Here is a 21020-nt window from a genome sequence, read left to right on the forward strand (position 1 = left end):
CGCGCGCCAAGCCAGACGCCGCGCCCGACGGCGTTCTCACCTTCGCCGAGATCACTGCGCTCGACCCGACGCGTCCCGAACGCGACCGCGCCTCCAACGACCCACGCTCGCCGCTTACCTGCTGCAAATCGCCATGCTTGGCGGCTATCTCGCGCGCAACCATGATCCGCCACCCGGCAATATGGTCGTCTGGCGCGGCATGACCCTGCATGACATCGTCTTCGGCATCTCCATTGGATCAAGCCGATGATGTGGGTAATCGGAAGCATCACCGGATGGGTACTGTATACACGGAGATTCGTACCCATCTTCGGCGGACCATCCATTGGCGAGAACAGCATCATTTACTTCTACCGGCCCACCTACGGGTGAGCAAGTCTAGTTGTTCAGCTGAAAAAAAGCGATTCGCAATTTGGATTCTCTGGCGTCAACTCACTCATCGAAACTAGCGTAACAACTCGCTGAACAAACGCAGCGGTGAATCGAGATGGGTGTCGGCCGTGTGAACAAATCGAAATGCCATTCAGTCTCCAGCCAAGGGACAGGGTTCGTCCCAGGTTCGCTCTGATTTAGCGAGGGCGATTAAGCCCACCCTCACATTTCGCTGATTTCTTACTGAGCGTTTGCGCCGTCTATCAGCAGCCCGTCTTGGTACCGCAACGATCCCTTGGCGACAGCAGCGGCGACCGCCGTTGAAATCAATTGCCTCAATTGAGCGCTTGTGGCTTTGAAGCCCAGCATCCTCGCGATGCTCGGTCCAATTTCGTCCTCCGTCGCGCCGAGATTGGATCTCACCACCTCAATGGCTCCTTGGGCAACTTCTTCCGATGAGATCATTTCGGGCTTACGCAATCCAGGGGACATGACACCGCTGCGGTCCCGTAGCTTAACGGGGGCGCCGGGCTTAAAGCAGAAGTCGCCCCGCCGTGCCACCGCTCCCCGTGCTTCGGCGACAATAAGGCCGCGCTCAATCGCGTCCTGAATCCTACCGCCGGCCCGCTGCAGACCCCACGCAAGCCGAATACGCGATACCACCTCATCGAGATGGATTGGCGTCTCCGCAGCCACGACCTGCTCGACCAGCCCAGCCAGAAGACCGGTGGGCGTCTCGTGAAGTTCAAACTGGCCGGGCGGTCTCTGTATATGGGCTTCCGAGTAGGTCCGATCTGGTGCCGCGGTTCCGTTGGCGGTTTCCAAGCCGATTTCGGTAACATTACCTCGGTCGACGGTTACGACTCGTACGGCTGCGGCACGGCTTCTCTGGTTTCCCAACTCTGCTCGTTCAGCGAGTTCTCTTGTCGCAGCATCAATCGCCGCCACTGTCCGCTCGAGCTGTTCGCGCGGCCGTTGGAACCAATCAGCGCTCCAAATGCGATGTATGATCCAGCCATGGTCTTCCAGGACAGCCAGACGCAGCCGATCCCGATCTCTGGCAGAGCGCGACGAATGATACTCAGCGCCGTCGCATTCGATGCCTAGTAGGTAGCGCCCTGGCCGCTCCGGATCAGCAACCGCCAGATCGATGAAGAAGCCCGCGATACCGACTTGCGCATGGACCTGGTAGCCTCGTTCAATCAATGCGTTGGCTACCTGTTCTTCAAAGATTGAATCCATCTCCCGGGTCGTCGTCTGGGCGAGCGAGATACGCCCGGTCCTCGCGTAGTGCAAAAAGAGCTTGAAGGCGAACACCCCCTTGCCCTTTCCGCGCTCAAGGTCGATGTCCTCATCTGTTATCGACGCGTACACCTCACAGGCACGCTTGGCCCGGCTTATGAGAACGTTGAGGCGACGCTCACCGCCTTCCGAACCGAGTGGGCCGAAGCGCATGGCCATATGGCCCTGGGCATTCTTCGCGTACCCTACCGAGATAATGATTACATCCCGCTCGTCGCCTTGAACGTTCTCCAGGTTCTTGACGAAAAACGGCTCACTCGGATGGGCGTGGAAGAAGTCTTCCGTGTCGGTATTCAATCGCCGCAGCGCTTCAAGCTCATCTTGAATTGCACGACGCTGGCTAACAGAGAAAGTCGCAACGCCCAGAGACTCCTGCGGATTCGACTTCGCATGACGGATGATCGCTTCTGCTACAGCTCGCGCCTCGATCGGGTTCGTTCCGGTCCCTCCTGAATCGAACACCCCGTCCGGCACGTGATGGAATCGCAGCCCCATGCCTGCCTCCTGGGTGTAGGGGCTCGGCACAATGAATAGCCGGTTCTCGTAGAACTGGCTATTCGACACGGCGATCAGCGATTGATGGCGACTGCGGTAGTGCCAGCGAAGCATCCGCTGCGGCAAACCACGAGCCGTGAAAAGCCCGAGGATGCTCTCGATATCAGCGACCTGTGCACCCTCTCCGTCGTCATCTTCAGACTGCGAACCCGTCATCTTCGCGAAAAATGTGGTCGGCGGCAGTTGCCGTTCATCGCCAACGACAACCACCTGGTTCGCCCTGGCAATTGCGCCGAGCGCATCCACCGGCTGGATCTGAGACGCTTCGTCCATAACCAGGAGGTCGAACGACATCCGACCGGGCGACAAAAACTGTGCCACCGAAAGCGGGCTCATCATGAATACCGGCTTCAACGCTTGGACAGCAGGCCCTGCCTTGAGCATCAACTGCCGGACAGGCATATGGCCCCTCTTGCGAGCCATCTCAGATCGAAGCAATCCGACAGGCCCAGCTCCGCCATCTCTTGGAGGTATCTTCCGATGATGTGCGGTCACGACCTCGATGGCGCTAGCCTTGATCCTTTGTCGGTCCAAATCAGCAAAATCGCGGACAGCTCTGGAATGAAGCTCGCCGTCGAACCTCCCTAGCTCCGGCTCTCTATAAGCCATCGCCGTCAGCATTTTCTCGTAATAGGCCATATCGAAAACCGACCGCGCAAATGCGGTTGGAATCTGGCCGTTGGCCAGGCCGTCTATCAACTGCCCTAATCCGGCCTTTCGGGCAGTGTCGGATCGTTCTTCGTACCCAACCCATTTCGAGAGCTGTTCGTGATGCTCGACCCAGCCCTGCAATCGAGCAATCAACTCGGATATCACGACCTCGGAGAAATCGCCTACTCCAAACAACGACGAAGCGTCTGCTTTCAAATCCGTTGCAACCGCCCTGAATTGCAGCGCCGCGGCTTGGGTCGCTTCTCGCGTTGCACGAGCTGATTTCGCTATCTCGGCCCTGTCAGGCAAACGGGCGACAAGGTGTCGAAGTGTGCTATTATTTTTCAGCCAGAGCTCGGCCTGCGTAAGCGCGGCCCAGTTGGATCCTCGCCCGAGCCAAGACGAACCGAATGCTGACGTGCCAAGGGCGTGAGCCGCATCGATCTCTTGAGCAAGCGTCTGTAGGGCGCCCAGGCGTCTTACGAGCTCCAGCCGATGCGACAACTGATCGGGCACGATGGCCAGAAGCTCTCTAGACGCTTCGTCCGCTCGTGCCACGGAGCGCGCCTTCACTTCCATCAGCTGCAGTGAAGCTCTTTCTGCGGAAGCCACGTCACCCAGCATGGACGGCGCGAGGTGACCGAGATCATTCCAGAAGCCCTCGATCATCGGCCGGCCGATATCGATCACCTTGCGAACCCGGAGCGCCCGCGCGCCCGCTTCGGAGCGTTCGGCCATCCGCCCAGCGATAAGACGCGGTTCCGAGCCAAGACCCCTCAGCGTGCGCATCCATTCCACTAGCGCCAGGAGCGGTGCCGACGACGATTTCTCCCGGCGCCAATCTGCTCCGAAGGCGGAACGACCAAAGGTGTCGCCATCACGGACCCTCGAGGCCGCCGCTTGTCCCTTCATCAATACGTCTAGAAGACGCACGATCTCGGTCGACGGCGCGTTGGAATCAACCAGAAGGGATTGCACAAGTGCTTTGGCGCGGCGGTAGTCGCCGCTCAATGCCTTCAGCAGTCCGGTTTGGGTTGCGAGGGCCTGCCTTGTCGGTGCTACGTCCGTGTTCCAGGCAGCGTCGACAACCTTGCCCTTCAGTTCTGCTTGAACCGCCTCAAGCGTTGCGACGCTCTCGGCAAGATCTGCTGCTTGCTCAAGTCCAGAGTCCCACACGGTCGCAGCAAACGCTTCTGGACTTGCGTCAGGGGCGGCCGCAACTCTCTCCCCCGTCACGATTAGTCTAACGAGCCCTGCCAGCGTGTCCGGTACAACCGTTGACCCCAGCTCCTGATTCAACCGCTCCGCTTCATCCCGCAATCGCGGGAGCAGAACGGCCAGATGGTGCGCGCGGACAAAGCCTTCTTTCGGAAATTCAGATGGCAGTTTCGCAAGCTCTGTCTCGAGATCGTCAATTGGGGTGTCGATCGCTGTCGCCGCCAAATGCCGAGAAACGTCTTCGAATTTGCGGGCGAAATCCGATCCTGTCCAAAGGACCGACGCGATTTCCTTCGGCTGGTCGTCCCACGCCGGCGAGACCAACGCGTCGGCGGGCAGCTCTGGTGCGGAAGCAAGAAGTTCCCCGCGATCTTCTATCTCGCCGCTGTCGCTCAGAATTCGCGGAGGCTCGGCCTCGATCCGCGCGGCAATGTTAATCAGTTTGGCCTGTACGGCCTTCGCTTGATCCAGCAAGGATGATATCCGTGGGATAAACCGTTCGACGGTGGTCGGCAGTACGACATCCAGGCCAACCCCTCTCCAGGGATGGTGGATGGGTAGCCCGATTTCGTTGATCCGCTGAGAGACCTCGTCGAGCAGCTTCCGGCGTGACGAGACGCCCTCACTCGTCCAATCGGTGGCACCCGCGAGTTCGATATCAACGGGTTTTTGCCCGCTCTGCCTGAGCCGGGTTAACTGGCCGAACACCTGGTACGGCGTCAGGGCGGATGCGCCAAACGGTACATGCATCCGGTCGGCATGCGCATTGAGTCTATCTCGCGCCTGCAACAACTGGTCGGTGAGCGCGGACGGAAATTGGCCTCGGGGCGATCCGAGCTGCCAGGTGCGGCGCAGCTCCTCCAGCATCATGCGCTTGTTCGCCTTGTTGCTGTGGAGTTCCAGGCAAGCGTCACCTACCCCGGCATTGTCGAGGCGACGCTTAACGACCTCCAGCGCAGCCATTTTTTCGGCTACGAAAAGGACGGTTTTTCCGTCGGCCACGGCCGACGCGATAACGTTTGCAATCGTTTGCGATTTGCCTGTGCCGGGAGGACCTTGGATCACAAGGTCGCGCCCCTTCCTGACATCATGGATCGCGAGCGTCTGGGAACTGTCGCTGTCGACAATATGCAACATCTCCGCAGGCGCAATGTGCGGATCGATCGCGATATCATCAGACATCAGCGGCTCGCGTGCTTCAAAGCCGTCTGAAAGGAGCGAGCGGATCTTCGGCTGTTCGATAATCTTGGTGCCATCGGGCCAGATTTCGGGATCAAGGTCCCGGTACATCAAAAACTTCGCGAACGAGAAGAACCCCAGCACCATGTCGTCCCGGAGCACCTCCCAACCTTCTTTGGTTGAGATCGCTGCGGCCACGGCATCGAGGTACTTTGAGGCGTCGAAGTCGTCTCCAGCATCGAAGCTCGGCATGGCGAGCTTGTGCATCCGATCGAGATAGAGTTCGAGAGAGAGATTCGCGCTCTGATCCTCAGGCCTCGCGCGTAACCGGAACTTCTCTCCGGCCGTTCCTCGCTCGAGACGAACCGGTACCAAAATGAGCGGTGCTTGACGGATGTTTTCCTTGTTGTTCGGGTCAACCCACTTCAGCATTCCGAGCGCCAGAAAGAGGACGTTAACGCCCTGCTCCTCTTCTAGCGTCCTGGCATCGTGGTAGAGATCAAGAAGCCGGCGTTGCAAGCCGGTGGGAGTCATCCGCGTTTGCAGCTTGGTGTCTGAATGTCGCGTCGAGATCCCCCGATCGTCGACCCCATCGTCCTCTGGCTGAGCCAGGGAAATGGGCGAGTAGTCAATCTCGTCATCCGCGGCGGCTTCTTGGCCTGCCTTCGGTCTATCGGGCTTGCCGGCGAGGAAGGTAAAGGCCTTGCCTTCGTTCACCAGCAACCGATAAATCTCGGACGACTTCTCATCGACGATGTCGATCGTCTTCGCGCTCTTGGAAAACCGCGGCACATTCAAAAGCCGATTGCGCGCGGAAAGGTCGAGCAGCTCCATCCTGGCACGCTCGAGTTTCTCCCTCAGAGGCAGATCGCTCTGGAAGACCGATTTTTCGACGTCAGACAACTACACCCCCATGCAGAACGAAACACATAGAACCTACGCAATGGCAGTCGCAATAAAAAAACCAGTCGCTTTTGAAATTTGTGAATAAAAGGTTTCATGCCGGCTAGGCCTCAATATTTGTGAAAGCCGACTGCGCCAAACAGCACACTGGGTTGGATGCGCCGGAAGGTGGCATATGGCGTCACCGATCGCTTGGGGTTAACGCTAGAGAGCGACGCAAGAGGATCTCGTAGACGGCTCGGTGTCGCATACCAGCTCTGATGGCCCTGGGGTCACCTCGGTCTATTTCTCCAGAGCTAAAAAATCCCTGATGTTAGCAAATGTATCTGGATCGTGGATTGCAGCCCTTAGATGCTCCCGTAGCGACTCATCATCTTGGAACAACTTCAACATGTCGTGAATGAGGAATTCGGCCAGCTTTCCAGTCCTACCGCTGAATTGGCTATCAAGGTAGGTGGCGCAAGCTACTTCCAGATCGTTTAGGAGGTCGCGAAAGGCACCGGCCCATTCAGGGTTTTCGCTATCGCCGAGAGTCGGATCTAAGCGGGACAACATGTCGATCCGTACGCGAATATTCTCGTGTAGTGTAGCCACGGCTCCTGCAGAGGCTGACAATTTGTCGGTTCGCATTTGGTATAAAACTAGCAGGCTGTTGAAAAAGGGGCTCGCGGTTGGGGTAGCTCCGTGATTCACTCATTTCGCGAGAATGCGGAGGGTGAATCGTGCGCGGCGGCGACAATCGAACTGGCGAGTTGTTCAGCTACGTTGATCTCGAGGCGCGGGTTCGGCGCGATCATCCACTGCGCGCGATCCGTCGGATAGTGAATGAGGCGCTGGCAGCGTTAGAGCGGGACTTCGCGGCGCTGTATTCGCCGATCGGGCGACCTTCGATCCCGCCGGAGAAGCTGCTCAGGGCAATGCTGTTGCAGGCGTTCTATTCGATCCGCTCTGAACGGCTTTTGATGGAGCGGCTGGAATACGATCTTCTGTTCCGCTGGTTCGTCGGCATCGGCGTTGACGACGCGGCCTGGGATCACTCGGTCTTCTCGAAGAACCGCGACCGGCTGCTGGAGGGCGACATCGCGGCGAAGTTCTTGAACGCTGTCCTGGCGCAGCCAAAGGTGAAGAAGCTTCTCTCCACGGATCACTTCTCAGTCGACGGCACCTTGATCGAGGCCTGGGCGTCGATGAAGAGCTTCAAGCGGAAGGACGGCTTGGATGAGCCACCGTCGGGTGGCGGGCGCAATGAGGAGGCGGACTTCCATGGCCAGAAGCGCTCGAACGAGACGCATGCCTCGACCACTGATCGTGATGCTCGGCTGTTCCGCAAGGGGAAAGGCAAGGAGGCCAAGCTCAGCTTCATGGGGCACGGGCTGATGGAGAACCGGCATGGTCTTCTGGTTGATGCCTGCCTGACGCTGGCCGACGGGCATGCCGAACGAGTGGCGGCTCTGCACATGATCGAACCCCGCGCCGAGCGACCGCAAGCCATCACCCTCGGCGCCGACAAGGCCTATGACGCGGAGGACTTCATTAACGAGTTGCGCTCGATGAAGGTGACGCCACACGTGGCGCAGAACACGAACGGGCGCCGTTCCGCTATAGATCGTCGCACGACCCGGCAAGTCGGCTATGTCGTCAGCCAGCGCATCCGCAAACGCATCGAGGAGGCGTTCGGCTGGATCAAGGTCATCGCAGGTCAAGAGAAGACGAAGTTCCGCGGTCGCGACCGCGTCGGATGGGCCTTCACCATCGCGGCTGCCGCCTACAATCTGGTGCGGCTGCCCAAGTTGATCGCGGTGCCGACATGAGCGCGCCGGCGGACTGCAAGCTGATTGACCGCTGGCATATCGTCGAGGCCGATCTGTGGGATTGCGGCTATCTCAGCCTCTGCGGTCCCGCCATGGTCACCATCGGGGCCGACAACACCGGTGAGATCGCCTTTGGCGCTCTGCAAGCCAGCCTCGATCTCAACTACGGTCCCTCGATGGTATTCTTCACATGGGCCGGCTTCGACGAAATGGACGAAGCCACTGGTGATGGCTCCGCCGAACTACTCGACGACGGCTCCATCGAGATCACATTCGCCTATCACAATGGCGATGAGGCCATCCTCAAAGCCAAACGGGACACTTCTTCAACAGCCTGCTAGTCCGACGCCAACCAAGCCAAGAGGAAAGCCGATCACTGTGAAGAGATCGGCCAAATTGCTGAGGCTCAAGACTTCTTCCCGCCGCTTTTCACGCCCAGCCGCGCTTTGTAGTGATCGGTACTCAGAGATTTTGTTTCGTTGGTTGCGCCAGTGCGAGTCTTCCCGTCACCTGCAGGCCTTTTAACAACTTCAATCTTCTTAACCATTTCGTCCCTCCGCTAATCGTGAAACCGGCGGGCCGAAGCCCGCCGTCATTTTATTTTCCGTGCTTGGTCGGATCCACAAGCTTGTAAGTGGATCCCTTTGACGGAGTCGGCGGTAGTGGCTCATTGCGAGTCACTGTTCTTTCCGGTCCCTTGCCGCCACGTGGGCCAGTAATTTCGTACTGACCTGACCGTGGAGCGGGTTGACCAGGCCGAAGGGGAGGATTCTTCGCCATTAGTCTTTACTCCTGTGGCTTGCCAATGAAGCCTCAGGACGCTAGCTACCGACCTGCTAGGGAGCGGACTCGCGGTCTTTGTTCGTCCACTCGGCGCCACATTGACCGCGAGTACGCGTAAAGACAGAGGCAGGCTACCGAATCGGCGCCTGCCTCTTTTTTATGCAGAACTTGTTTGGCAAGTAAACAGAGATTCCCGTCCTGTGAGCAGGGAAGCACAAGCAAATAAGTCAGTATTGCTGTCCTTCTAGTGCGTCCTTTGACCTGGAAGAGCTAGAGGTACGGCACAACATCGTAGAAACTCGGGCGTGGGGAGGTGGCTCGCCAGTTCGCATCCCGAAAGCACTCCCGAACGGAGTCATGCGGAGAGGCGGCCATTCGGGCCTGCAAATTGCCCGTGTGCACTCGGTTTGTGGGCGCTGCAAGCGGCGAGAGTCGACGTGGACATTTTGCTGCCTAGTCTAGTTTCCGTCCACAAACGTCAAACTGTTGATTTTATTGCCTAAATCGTGACTTTGCGCAGGCAAGGCCCGGCGGTTTCAGGTACACTTTGGTCTCATGCCACTGATTCCAAAGCACAATCTGCAACCGCCGGAGCCGACAATGCGCCAAGAACGCACCGTCCAAGCCAGTATATTCGATCTCTTCGCGACACACGAGATCGGCCACGAACTGAAGGCGATGTCGCAGTGGCTGGACGAGCACCACGATCTGCTTGGATTGGTGGCGCGAGACTTGGTTCGGCGCAGCGTCAGGGCCACCGGACGGCAAGGCCTACCTGCCGAAGCGGTCTTACGTTGCGCGCTTCTCAAGCAATACCGGCAGTTGACCTATCAGGAGCTGGCATTCCATCTTGAGGATTCAGCATCATTTCGAGCCTTTGCGCGGCTGCCGTGGTCCTGGAGCCCGCAGAAGTCGGTGCTGCAAAAGACGATCAGTGCGATCCGGCCCGAGGTCTGGGAAGAGATCAATCGGGCACTGCTGTCGAGTGCCCGGCAGGCAAAACTGGAAGATGGCGGTGTCGTGCGGCTGGACAGCACTGTGACCTCAGCGCTCATGCACGAACCGAGCGACAGCAGTCTGTTGTGGGACGCCGTCCGGATCATGGTGCGCCTGTTGAAGCAGGCTGGTGCCTTGGCCGGCGGCGCAGGTTTGGCATGGCGCGATCATTGCCGCGCGGCCAAGAAGCGTGCCCGCAAGATCCAGTTCACACGTGGTCGACCCAACCGTGTCCAACTCTACCGTGAACTGATTGCGATCACCCGCGCGACCTTGGCCTATCTGCGGCAGGCAGCCGCGCAATTGGCCGTGGCGCGCAGTCCGCTCGTCGAACTGTGGCAAGCCCAACTCTGTCACTATCGGCCGCTGATCGAACGCATCATCACACAGAGTGAGCGGCGGGTGTTGGCCGGCGAGTTGGTGCCGGCCAGCGATAAGCTGGTCAGCCTGTTCGAACCCCATGCCGATATCATCGTCAAAGGCAGCCGCGATACCGAATACGGCCACAAGCTCAACCTGACCACAGGAAGGAGCGGCATGATCCTCGATCTGGTGATCGAGGCGGGTAATCCACGCGACAGCGATCGATTGCTGCCGATGCTGGAACGCCACATCGCCTTCTATGGTCACGCGCCGCGGCAAGCGGCGGCCGACGGCGGCTTTGCCAGTCGCGGCAATCTGGTTACAGCCAAGGCCTTGGGCGTTCGCGACATGGCATTCCACAAGAAAGCCGGCCTCAGGATCGAGGACATGGTCAGAAGCAATTGGGTCTATCGCAAGCTACGCAACTTCCGTGCCGGCATCGAGGCCGACATCTCATGCCTCAAGCGCGCTTACGGATTGGCGCGCTGCACCTGGCGCGGTCTTGATCACTTCAAGAGCTACGTCTGGTCCTCGGTCGTGGCTTACAATCTCGTCGTCTTCACGCGCCTCAAGCCGACCTGATGCCAGCCGCTATTGGAATTGCGTCGCACCGGCCAAGGCCGGCCTCGTGGCGTGCGCGTGATCGCGCCCACAACGCCTTTCTGCTCAATTAGCCAACCCCTCGATCCTGTCCATGACGCTCAAAGCCGTTCCAGTTAAGGACAAGTGATTGTAAACAAAACAGAATACGTGCGTTTGTGGACGGAAACTAGTCTAGTGCTACCCCGGCTCAGGGGGCTTGTTGGCGTCCGTATGGTGCGGAGGACGAGCTGGCGACATGGCGATGAAGATTCCAGACCTCGCTATCATGATGCCTCCAAAGCTCGCCTGCTGGTCAAAGGAGACGGTGGGATCGTAGTTGAGAGCTATACCTGGATTGGAGCAGACGCACGATCTTTGATCCGACGGAGCCCTTCGGTAAGCACATGGTCAAACGGCAGAAGCCAACTCAATGCGAAAGCTGCCAAGGCATAGGGGGCGCGCCAGCGGATAGCTCGCTTCCGGTTCTACCGCACATTGAGACGCGACAGGTCGTGCGAACCGTTCGCCGATCGCAATTGCGAGAAATCGTCCCGTTATCGGACACGACCATTTATGAAATGGAACAACGAGGCGAGTTCCCCCGACGGTTCAATCTGACCCCCCGCTGCGTCGTTTGGGACCTGGGAGAAGTCGAAGCCTGGATTCAGGAACGCCGGAACGCGTCCTTTGCTGGTTCGATCGAACTGGCCCCGGGACCAGACGTGCGGTCGCGGAAGACGAAGCCCGTCAAATCGGATCGAGGATGACGGCTGCCCCGGAAATCGGCTGCAGTGTGGGTGCGTGTTTGTTGCCAGCCGCCCACGCTTCAATCATGTCGGCCCATTCCTGCAGCATGTGGCGCCGCTGCGGTTCGTATTCAGCCTTGTTATAGACGCCGCGGGAGGAGCGACTGTCTTCGTGTGCAAGGCATTTTTCGATCCAGTCGCGATTGAATCCGATCTCGTTTAGCAGCGTGGAGCCGGTCCGCCGTAGATCGTGCACCGTAAAGGGAGCAAGCGGCAGATTTTGTTGTTTTGCGCGGTCCACAATCGTCATCGTAATCCGATTGAAGGTCGCGCGCGACATGGGTTCGTCGGCGTCATAGCGAGATGGAAGCACGTATCGAGAGTTCGCAGCGCAAGTCTTGAGCGCAATCATGATGTCGAGGGACTGGCGGGATAGGTAGACGTTATGTGGCTTCTTCCGCTTCATTCGCTCTTTGGGAATGCTCCATACCGCGTTCTCGAAGTCGACCTCATCCCACGTCGCGTCCAGAAGCTCACTCTTCCGAACCATCGTGAGCAGGATCAGCTTTAGGCCCAGCCGAATGGTCGGCAAAGTAGGCACATTCTCCAACTCTTTCAGCATGATTCGAATTTCTACGGGTGACAACGCCCGGTCTTTCGCCTCGAAGGTGGCTATCGAAGATGGCCCTACCTTGTCCGCCGGATTAGCGATCTTCTCGCCGTGCAGAATGGCATAACCATAGACCTGCTTAACAATATCCCGGACATGAATGGCGGTTGCTGGTGCGCCACGGTCCCGGACCTTTGCGCACAGCGCCCGCAAATCGTCCGATGTTATTTCTGTGAGGAGCCTTTTGTCCCAAATCGGCAAGATGTCTCGATCGAAGACGGCTTTGCGCATGGAGCGCGTGCTGTCCGCCATCTTCGCCTCTTTAAACCATCTTCTGCCGGCATCGCCGAACGTCCCCGTCTCAGACAAGCGCCTCTTGTCACGCTGCTTTTCCTGGGCTGGTGATTTTCCGGCTGCCACCATTTTTCGTGCTGCAAGACAGCGGTCACGCGCCTCTGCTAGCGAGATGCCTCCCTCACCATAGCGGCCCAGCGTCACTGTCTCTCTCCGACCATTCACGCGGTAGTCGTATCGGAACGATATCTGCCCTGTAGGAGCAACGGTCGCGTACATACCGTCACGATCAGTGACTTTGTATATTTTATCTTTTGATTTCAGCTTCTTAAGTGCGATGTCTGTGAGCATAGGAGGAGACAAATGGGCGCATCTAGGATTGTGAAATGCCTAATTTTACCGTCATTCGTTTTACCGTCAAGGCTCTGGGAGAGCCCATTGGATTCAATGCCTTACGTCGAAAGATGCCAACAGGCTTGAGTCCGGCGCAGTGACGGCATCACTCTGCAGCGAAGATGACGCGAAAAGGAATGCCGTCAGATCTACCGTCAAATGGTTCCGCTTGGGGGCGATAGTCAGCGATAGACGTAGAGACGAAAGCAGATAAAATTCAGACGTTTAATGAAGTTTCCTCGATAGTCCCCGAATGCTGGCGAACGACCGACGTTTATTCCCACTCGATTGTACCCGGGGGCTTGCTCGTCACATCATAGACCACGCGGTTGATGCCGCGCACTTCGTTGATGATGCGCGTGGCGGCGGCGCCGAGGAAGGCCATGTCGTAGTGGTAGAAATCCGCGGTCATGCCGTCGACCGAGGTGACGGCGCGCAGCGCGCAGACGAATTCATAGGTGCGGCCGTCGCCCATCACGCCAACGGTCTGCACCGGCAACAGCACGGCGAAGGCCTGCCAGATGGCGTCGTAGAGGCCGGCCTTGCGGATCTCGTCGAGATAGATGGCGTCGGCCTCGCGCAGGATCTCCAGCTTCTCGCGGGTGATGCCGCCCGGGCAGCGTATGGCAAGGCCGGGGCCTGGAAACGGATGCCGGCCAATGAAGCTGTCGGGCAGGCCGAGTTCCTTGCCGAGCGCCCTGACCTCGTCCTTGAACAGTTCGCGCAGCGGCTCGACCAGCTGCATGTTCATGCGCTCGGGCAGGCCGCCGACATTGTGGTGCGACTTGATGGTCACCGACGGGCCGCCGGTGAAGGAGACGCTTTCGATGACGTCGGGATAGAGCGTGCCCTGCGCCAGGAAATCGGCGCCGCCGAGTTTTTTGGCCTCCTCCTCGAACACCTCGATGAACAGCCGGCCGATGGTCTTGCGCTTCTTCTCGGGGTCGGCCTCGCCCTCCAGCGCCGAGATGAAGCGGTCCGAGGCGTCGACCAGGATCAGCGGCAGATTGTAGTGCTGGCGGAACATCGCCACCACGCCCGCGGCCTCGTCCTTGCGCATCAGGCCATGGTCGACGAGGATGCAGGTGAGCTGCTCGCCGACCGCCTCGTGGATCAGCAGTGCCGCCACCGAGGAATCGACGCCGCCCGACAGCGCGCAGATCACCTTGCCCTTGCCAACCTGCTTGCGGATCGTCTCGACGGCGTGCTCGCGGTAGGCGCGCATCGTCCAGTCGCCCTCGATACCGGCGATGTCGTGGACGAAATTCCTGAGCAGCCTGGCTCCATCCGGCGTGTGCACCACCTCGGGGTGGAACATGATGCCGTACATCTTGCGCTCGACATTGCCGAAGATGGCGAAGGGCGAGCCCTCCGATTTGCCAAGCACCTCGAATCCCTTGGGCAAGGAGATGACGCGGTCGCCATGGCTCATCCAGACCTGATGGCGCTGGCCGGGCGCCCACAGGCCCTCGAACAGCGGGCTGTCCTTCTCGATCTCGACGAAGGCGCGGCCGAATTCGCGATGGTCGGAGCTTTCGGCGACACCGCCCATCTGCACGCACATGGCCATCTGGCCATAGCAGATGCCAAGCACCGGCACGCCGGCGTCGAAGACGATCTGCGGCGCGCGCGGGCTGCCAATGTCCGACGTCGAGGCCGGGCCGCCCGACAGGATTACCGCTTTCGGCTTGATGCGCTTGAAGGCCGCTTCGGCCGACTGGAAGGGCACGATCTCGGAAAAGACGCCGGCTTCGCGGATGCGGCGGGCGATGAGCTGCGTAAACTGGCTGCCGAAATCGACAATCAGGACGGTGTCGGGGTGATTGGCTGTCTTCATGGCGAGCGTTTAGAGAAAGAAATGAGTCGGCGCAATGGGTTGCGAGGCGTCTCTCTCAATCCGATTCAGCGTCTTCGCGCGATGAATCAAATTGCAGCGCGCCGGATGCGATCGCCTGGTCGAGCCGCATGACGGCGTCGGCCAGCTTCTCGTCGATGACGTGGAGGTATTCCTTCCAGTCGCCGACATGCCTCAGGTCGGCGGCGCCGTCGGAAATGCCGCGCAGCCCGATCAGCGGCACGCCGAACAATTGGCAGGCGCGCAGGCAGGCAAAGGTCTCCATGTCGACCATGTCCGCGGCAATCGCATCATAAGCACTGCCGGAGATGATCGCGCCACCGGTCGAAAGCGTCGCCTCCCTGATGCCTGGAATCCTGAACGGCAGCGGCACCGTCACCGGCAGGTCGAGAAACGGCGTCGCGCCCTTCTCGAAGCCCAAGGGCGAGGCATCGATATCGCGGTAGGCGACCGATGCGGCCTGGTAGATCTCCGTCTGTTCGAGCGTGCGGCTGCCAGCCGAGCCGAGCGAGACGACGAGGTCCGGCAGCGCCTTCTCGGACTTCAGCCAGGACAGTTCGGCGCCAAGCCTGACAGCCGCCTCGACCGGTCCCACCCCTGTCATAACAGGCGTGAACAGCCGCTTGAGATGCGGACCGTATTCGGCTTCGGCGGCCATGACGAAGAGGACGTCCCTACCCGCGATCCGAACGGCGTTGCCCACCGGATCACCCTGCAATGCCATCACGCCCGACCACAGTCATCATCGTTCCGGTCATGGTGGCGATCAGCTTGGCCTCGCCGTCGGCGGCAAAGGCATAGGCCTGACCATCGGCGACTATGATGGTGCGGCCGGGCTTTGTCACCGAGCCGCGGAACAGGAATCGTTCGCCCCGGCCCGGCGCCAGCAGGTTGACCTTGAACTCGATGGTCAGCACGCTGGAATTCTCCGGCATCAGCGAGAACGCCGCGTAGCCGCAGGCCGAATCCAGCGCCGTCGAAATGACGCCGGCATGGAGGAAGCCGTGCTGCTGGGTCAGCGCCGCCGAATATGGCATCTCGATCTCGATGATGCCAGGCGTTACCAGCGTCAGCTCGGCGCCGATGGTCGTCATGGCCTTCTGGCGCGCGAAGGACGTCCTGACGCGGTCCTCATAGTCGGGGGCGGGTACGATCTTTGCTGCCATGGCCATTGCTTTCACACCTCAGGCACATCTCAGGGAAAGCTTATTGCAGAGGCGCGTACGACAGGCAATCGCTTTTGCTGCACTGCAACAAAGGCATATCAATTCGACCAAAGGATAGACGCGTTGAGCAAGGTCGCGAAAGCGACCCATGCCGCATATGGCACGAATAACCAGCCGGCAAGTGGCTCACGATCCCAGACCCGGATGATGAAGGCAATGATGCTGACCAGAAGCAGGACAATGACGACAAGAGCCGGCCCCATCAATTTGGCGCCGAAGAAGGTCGGGGACCAGAGAAAATTCAAGGCCAGTTGGGCACCCCAGATCTTCATCGCCGGGCTGGCCGGATTCCACCGCCATGCTCGCCAGCCGGCTATGGCGATCATTACATAGAGCAGCGACCAGACCGGCGCGAAAATCCAGTTGGGTGGATTGAAGGGCGGCTTCACCAGGGACGCGTACCATTCGCCCGGTAAGGTCGCGTAGCCGATCAGCAAGCCCCCGCCCAGCGCCAGAACAAGGAAAAGAAAAAGCGACAGGTATTTTTGCAAGCAAGGCCCCTTAGCGGCTCCAGCGCCGCCACCTCCGAACTGGAGCACTGGCGTGGAATGTCAACCGCGGCGTCAGCCAGCCTTACGCAGCGCGCAGAGATAGAACCCGTCGGTGCCGCTGAGCAGCGGCGACAGCGAGATACCGCCTGCGGCGCCAATGCGCGCGGCAGCCGCGTGGCCGGGAAAGCGGCTGTCCCAGAACTTCCGGTGGTCGACCGGGACAAAGCCGTCATGACGCTCCAGGAAGGCCGCGACCTGGTCGCCATTCTCCTCGTCGAAGACCGAGCAGGTGATGTAGACAAGCAGGCCGCCGGGTTTGACGAAGGCCCTGGCATCGTCGAGGATCGCCGATTGCTCGGCCTTGCGGGCATCGAGTTGTCTCTGCGTCAACCGCCATTTGGCGTCGGGTCGGCGCCGCCAGGTGCCGCTGCCGGTGCAGGGCGCATCGACCAGGACGATGTCCATATGGTTCTCGAGAGGAGCGAGTTCCGCCGGCCTGCTGACGATCTGGACGTTGCGGTTTTCCGAGCGGCGAATGCGGTCGAAGATCGGCGCCAGCCGCGCCTTCTCGGCGTCATGCGCAAAGACCTGGCCCTTATTGTCCATCGCCGCCGACAGCGCCAGCGTCTTGCCGCCGGCTCCGGCGCAAAAATCGAGAACCTGCATGCCGGCCTCGGCGCCGGCAAGTGCCGCCACGATCTGCGAGCCCTCGTCCTGGACTTCGAACCAGCCTTTCTGGAAGGCCGGTTCGGCCTGCACGTTCGGGTGCCTGCCATCGCCGTCGATGGGCGGGATACGGATGCCATGCGGCGCGATGTCGGCGGCTTTCGCGCCGGTCTGCGTCAACTCCGCCAGCACCTTGGCGCGATCGGCCTGCAAGGTGTTGACCCTGATGTCCAGCGGCGGACGGGTGGCAAGTGCGGCGCCCTCACCGACCCAATTCGCGCCGAAAGCGCGTTCGAAAAGCGGTTCGCACCAATCGGGAATATCGGCCCGCACCGCGGCCGGCGCATCGGCAAGCCGGCGGTCGGCTACTGTTTTCAGTTCGCCGTCGCTCAGCAAGGGCGGCGCGAACTTGTCGCCGTCGAGCGCCCCGTTCAGCGACTGCGCCGTCTGGTCCCATTCGAGCAGCAGCGCGCCGAAGCCGATGGCGCGTGGCGTGTCCTCGCCGAGCAGCCAGCCGGCGGAGCGCTTGCGGCGCAGCGCATCATAGACGATGTTGCCGATCGCCGCGCGGTCACCACCGCCGGCGAAGCGGTGCGACAGGCCCCAGTCCTTCAGCGCGTCGGCCACCGGACGGTGGCGCCGGCTAATGTCCTCCAGCACTTCGATGGCCGCCGCCAGCCGTCCTCCCAATCGCATTTTCTTGTTCCGTCGTTTGGCCTTGTCGGCAAATTGCGTTCGGCCCTGCTCTATCGCATCGGCCCGGAAATCGGAACGATTTTTCGGAAAGGCACGGCGCGAGGCGTGGAGTGTTCCTTGCGCGCTCTACAGCGTGCGACTGGAGCGCACAAGCGCGTCGGCTGGCGCAATGCTCGCGCTTTCAAACTTTTCAGGTTGCGATACTCTTCCGCTGCGTGATTCGCCAAGAACAGCAAGCGGATTGACGGGAAATTACGAGGAGAGGGCAATGAAGACTTATCTGGCGGAAGTTTTGGGTACATTTCTACTGGTTTTCATCGGTACCGCTTCGGTGGTGACGGGTGGCTTCGGCGGCGCGCTGCCGCTTGGCCAGGAAGGCATCGGTCTGGCGTTCGGCATCGGCCTTATTGCGGCGGCCTATGCGATCGGCCCGATCTCGGGCGCGCATCTCAACCCGGCGGTGACGCTCGGCGTGTTCCTTGCCGGCCGGATGCCGGCCAAGGACGTCATCCCTTACTGGATCGCGCAGATCATCGGCGCCATCATAGCGTCGCTGGCGCTGTGGATCATCGTTTCCGGCCAGGTCGGCGGACACACCGGCGGTTTTGGCGCCAATGGCTGGGATACGACGAAATGGGGCGTCAGCTCGGCGTTCCTGTGGGAGCTGATCGGGACCTTCACCTTCGTGACGGTGATCCTCGGCGTCACGGCGGGAAGCCACAGCACGGCTTTCGCCGGTCTGGTCATCGGCCTGACGCTGGCCGGGCTGCATTTTGCCATCATCCCGGTCACCGGCACGTCGCTCAACCCGGCCCGCTCGATCGGCCCGGCACTGTTTTCGGGAAGTGCCGCGATCAGCCAGCTCTGGCTGTTCATCGTCGCACCGCTGATCGGCGGCGCCATTGCCGGCGTCGTCGCCAAGACGCGCATCTTCGAGAAGGACTGATTTTCGAAGCCTGAATACCAAAGAGGCGCGGACCACGGTCCGCGCCTCTTTTGTTACATCAAGTGCCTAAATCAGGCCGCCAGGTCGAAGCGGTCGGCGTTCATCACCTTGGTCCACGCCGCCACGAAATCCCTGGTGAATTTCTCCTTCGCGTCCGCCGTCGCATAGACTTCGGCGAGGGCGCGCAGTTGCGAATGCGAGCCGAAGATGAGATCGGCGCGGGTGCCGGTCCATTTGACTTCGCCGGTCTTGCGGTCGCGGCCCTCGAACACGTCCTTGGCGTCCGACGTCGCCTTCCACTCCGTGCCCATGTCGAGCAGATTGACGAAGAAGTCGTTGCTGAGCGTTGCGGGCCGCCTGGTGAAGACGCCGTGCTTGGACTGCCCAACATTGGCGCCGAGCACGCGCAGGCCGCCGACCAGAACCGTCATTTCCGGCGCCGTCAGCGTCAGCAATTGCGCCCGGTCGACCAGCGCTTCCTCGACAGTCAGCCGCAGCTTGCCGCTGACATAGTTGCGGAAGCCGTCGACGGTCGGCTCCAGCGGCGCAAAGGAGTGGATGTCGGTCTGCTCCTGCGAAGCGTCCATGCGCCCCGGCGTGAAGGGAACCTTGACGTCGTTTCCGCCGTCCTTCGCGGCCTTCTCGACGGCGGCACTGCCACCGAGAACAATCAGGTCGGCAAGCGAAACCTTCTTGTCGCCGGACTGCGAGGCATTGAAAGCGTTCCGGATCGCTTCGAGCTTGTCGAGGACCTTGGCCAGATCGGCTGGCTGGTTGACGGCCCAATCCTTCTGCGGCGCCAGGCGAACACGCGCGCCGTTGGCCCCGCCGCGCTTGTCGGAACCACGGAAGGTCGAGGCCGAAGCCCAGGCTGCCGCGACCAGTTGCGGCACCGTGAGGCCGGATGCCAGGATCTCGGCCTTGAGCGCTGCAGCGTCCTGCTCGTCGATCAGGACATGGTCGACCGCCGGGATGACGTCCTGCCAGGGCAGTTCTTCCTTGGGAACGAGCGGGCCGAGATAGCGCACACGCGGGCCCATGTCGCGGTGGGTCAGCTTGTACCAGGCGCGCGCGAACGCGTCGGCGAACTGATCCGGGTTCTCGTGGAAGCGCTTCGAGATCGTCGCGTAGGAAGGATCGAACCGCAGGGCGAGGTCGGTGGTCAGCATGGATGGTGCGTGACGCTTGGCCTGGCTGTGGGCATCCGGAACGGTACCGGCTCCGGCGCCGCCCTTCGGCGTCCACTGATGGGCGCCGGCCGGGCTCTTGGTCAGCTCCCATTCGAAGCCGAACAGATTGTCGAAGAAATTGTTGCTCCACTTCGTCGGCGTCGTCGTCCAGGTCACTTCCAGGCCGCTGCCGATCGCATCGCCACCCTTGCCGGTGCCGAATGTGCTTGCCCAGCCGAGACCCTGCTGCTCGATGTCGGCGCCTTCCGGCTCGACGCCGACCAGCGACGCGTCGCCGGCACCGTGGGTCTTGCCGAAAGTGTGTCCACCGGCGATGAGCGCGACTGTCTCCTCATCGTTCATGGCCATGCGCGCGAAGGTGTCCCTGATATCGCGCGCCGCGGCGAGCGGATCCGGATTGCCGTTCGGGCCTTCCGGATTGACGTAGATCAGACCCATCTGCACGGCGGCAAGCGGGTTCTGCAGGTCGCGATCGCCGCTGTAGCGCTCGTCGGCCAGCCACTTGCCTTCCGGACCCCAGTAGATGTCCTGTTCGGGCTCCCACACATCGGCGCGGCCGCCGGCAAAACCGAAAGTCTTGAAGCCCATCGATTCCAGCGCCACGTTACCGGTGAGGATCATCAGATCGGCCCAGGAGATCCTGCGGCCGTATTTCTGCTTGATCGGCCAAAGCAACCGGCGGGCCTTGTCGAGATTGACATTGTCCGGCCAGCTGTTCAGCGGCGCAAAACGCTGCTGGCCGGCTCCGGCGCCGCCACGGCCGTCGCCGATGCGGTAGGTGCCGGCGCTGTGCCAGGCCATGCGGATGAACAGCGGCCCGTAATGGCCGAAGTCGGCCGGCCACCACTCCTGCGAGTCCGTCATCAGCGCATGCAAATCCTTGATCACCGCGTTCAGGTCGAGGCTTTTGAACTCCTCGGCATAGTCGAACGCCTCGCCCATCGGATCGGACAGCGAGGACTGCTGGTGCAAAACCTGGACATTGAGTTGGTTCGGCCACCAGTCGCGGTTGGCCCTGGCGATGGTTGTGTGCACGACCGGGCATTTGCCCGTGCTGGGATCGTCGGTTTGAGCGTCCATTTTCGTCTCCGATTTCATGAGTTTTCCGAGCGGGCCCAGCGGCCGCACCATTCTGGAATGATTCCAGACTAGGCCGCATCGGCGATAAAAACAAATTGCCTTTCCTGTTTTT

The 21020-nt window shown here is 60.5% G+C and carries 15 protein-coding genes; 6 read left to right on the forward strand and 9 right to left on the reverse strand.

All coding sequences use genetic code 11. The annotated features are described in order from the left end of the window. The coding region (locus AC0L2H_RS30240; RefSeq protein WP_473593437.1) for a hypothetical protein at positions 1–203 on the forward strand (203 nt) is incomplete at its 5' end. A 409-nt stretch (positions 204–612) separates the two neighbouring features. Here the strand turns inward: AC0L2H_RS30240 and AC0L2H_RS30245 are convergent. After that, positions 613–6180 (reverse strand): DUF3320 domain-containing protein, encoded by a 5568-nt coding sequence (locus AC0L2H_RS30245; RefSeq protein ID WP_019859989.1) that lies wholly within the window; start codon positions 6178–6180, stop codon positions 613–615. Between the two features lie 722 nt (positions 6181–6902). Here AC0L2H_RS30245 and AC0L2H_RS30250 point away from each other — a divergent pair. Together AC0L2H_RS30250 and AC0L2H_RS30255 are read left to right on the forward strand one after the other, a co-directional pair. Continuing rightward, the gene (locus AC0L2H_RS30250) at positions 6903–7991 is read left to right on the forward strand and encodes an IS5 family transposase (RefSeq protein ID WP_019859991.1); all 1089 of its coding nucleotides are present in this window, start codon (positions 6903–6905) and stop codon (positions 7989–7991) included. Then, entirely contained in the window at positions 7988–8332 is a 345-nt protein-coding gene (locus tag AC0L2H_RS30255; RefSeq protein ID WP_019859992.1) for a hypothetical protein, read from the forward strand. Before AC0L2H_RS30250 ends, AC0L2H_RS30255 begins: the two co-directional genes overlap by 4 nt. Positions 8333–8397: 65 nt before the next feature. Here AC0L2H_RS30255 and AC0L2H_RS30260 read toward each other — a convergent pair whose 3' ends face one another. Then, on the reverse strand, positions 8398–8538 hold the full coding sequence (locus tag AC0L2H_RS30260) for a hypothetical protein (RefSeq protein WP_155249130.1): 141 nt from the start codon (positions 8536–8538) through the stop codon (positions 8398–8400). Positions 8539–9374: 836 nt separating this feature from the next. Here AC0L2H_RS30260 and AC0L2H_RS30265 point away from each other — a divergent pair. Together AC0L2H_RS30265 and AC0L2H_RS30270 are read left to right on the forward strand one after the other, a co-directional pair. Continuing rightward, positions 9375–10715: an ISNCY family transposase gene (locus AC0L2H_RS30265; RefSeq protein WP_027047176.1), complete on the forward strand. Its 1341-nt coding sequence runs from the start codon at positions 9375–9377 to the stop codon at positions 10713–10715. 404 nt (positions 10716–11119) lie between these two features. Continuing rightward, a complete protein-coding gene (locus AC0L2H_RS30270; RefSeq protein WP_019859994.1) occupies positions 11120–11482 on the forward strand; it encodes a helix-turn-helix transcriptional regulator in 363 nt (120 codons plus the stop codon). On the opposite strand, the gene AC0L2H_RS30275 is transcribed toward AC0L2H_RS30270, so the two are convergent. The 6 genes from AC0L2H_RS30275 to AC0L2H_RS30300 form a co-directional block, all read right to left on the reverse strand. Next, a complete protein-coding gene (locus tag AC0L2H_RS30275) occupies positions 11463–12716 on the reverse strand; it encodes a tyrosine-type recombinase/integrase (protein ID WP_019859995.1) in 1254 nt (417 codons plus the stop codon). The two genes, AC0L2H_RS30270 and AC0L2H_RS30275, sit on opposite strands and share 20 nt — an antisense overlap. Positions 12717–13032: 316 nt before the next feature. Beyond that, positions 13033–14595 carry a glutamine-hydrolyzing GMP synthase gene (gene guaA, locus AC0L2H_RS30280; protein ID WP_473593438.1) on the reverse strand — a complete coding sequence of 521 codons (1563 nt, stop codon included), beginning with the start codon at positions 14593–14595 and terminating at the stop codon, positions 13033–13035. A 55-nt stretch (positions 14596–14650) separates the two neighbouring features. Next, on the reverse strand, positions 14651–15316 hold the full coding sequence (locus AC0L2H_RS30285; RefSeq protein ID WP_473593439.1) for a 5'-methylthioadenosine/S-adenosylhomocysteine nucleosidase: 666 nt from the start codon (positions 15314–15316) through the stop codon (positions 14651–14653). 4 nt (positions 15317–15320) lie between these two features. Then, the gene (locus tag AC0L2H_RS30290; RefSeq protein ID WP_473593467.1) at positions 15321–15779 is read right to left on the reverse strand and encodes a PaaI family thioesterase; all 459 of its coding nucleotides are present in this window, start codon (positions 15777–15779) and stop codon (positions 15321–15323) included. 98 nt (positions 15780–15877) lie between these two features. Further along, the gene (locus AC0L2H_RS30295) at positions 15878–16330 is read right to left on the reverse strand and encodes a TspO/MBR family protein (RefSeq protein WP_473593440.1); all 453 of its coding nucleotides are present in this window, start codon (positions 16328–16330) and stop codon (positions 15878–15880) included. A 72-nt stretch (positions 16331–16402) separates the two neighbouring features. Further along, entirely contained in the window at positions 16403–17692 is a 1290-nt protein-coding gene (locus AC0L2H_RS30300) for an RsmB/NOP family class I SAM-dependent RNA methyltransferase (RefSeq protein ID WP_473593441.1), read from the reverse strand. A gap of 268 nt (positions 17693–17960) precedes the next feature. Here AC0L2H_RS30300 and AC0L2H_RS30305 point away from each other — a divergent pair, with 268 nt between their 5' ends. Then, the gene (locus AC0L2H_RS30305) at positions 17961–18638 is read left to right on the forward strand and encodes an MIP family channel protein (RefSeq protein WP_473593442.1); all 678 of its coding nucleotides are present in this window, start codon (positions 17961–17963) and stop codon (positions 18636–18638) included. A 71-nt stretch (positions 18639–18709) separates the two neighbouring features. Here AC0L2H_RS30305 and katG read toward each other — a convergent pair whose 3' ends face one another. Beyond that, positions 18710–20908, reverse strand: a complete 2199-nt coding sequence (gene katG, locus AC0L2H_RS30310; RefSeq protein ID WP_473593443.1) for a catalase/peroxidase HPI — start codon at positions 20906–20908, stop codon at positions 18710–18712. Between the last annotated feature and the right edge of the window lie 112 nt (positions 20909–21020).

It is taken from the genome of Mesorhizobium sp. WSM4871, from assembly GCF_055811295.1.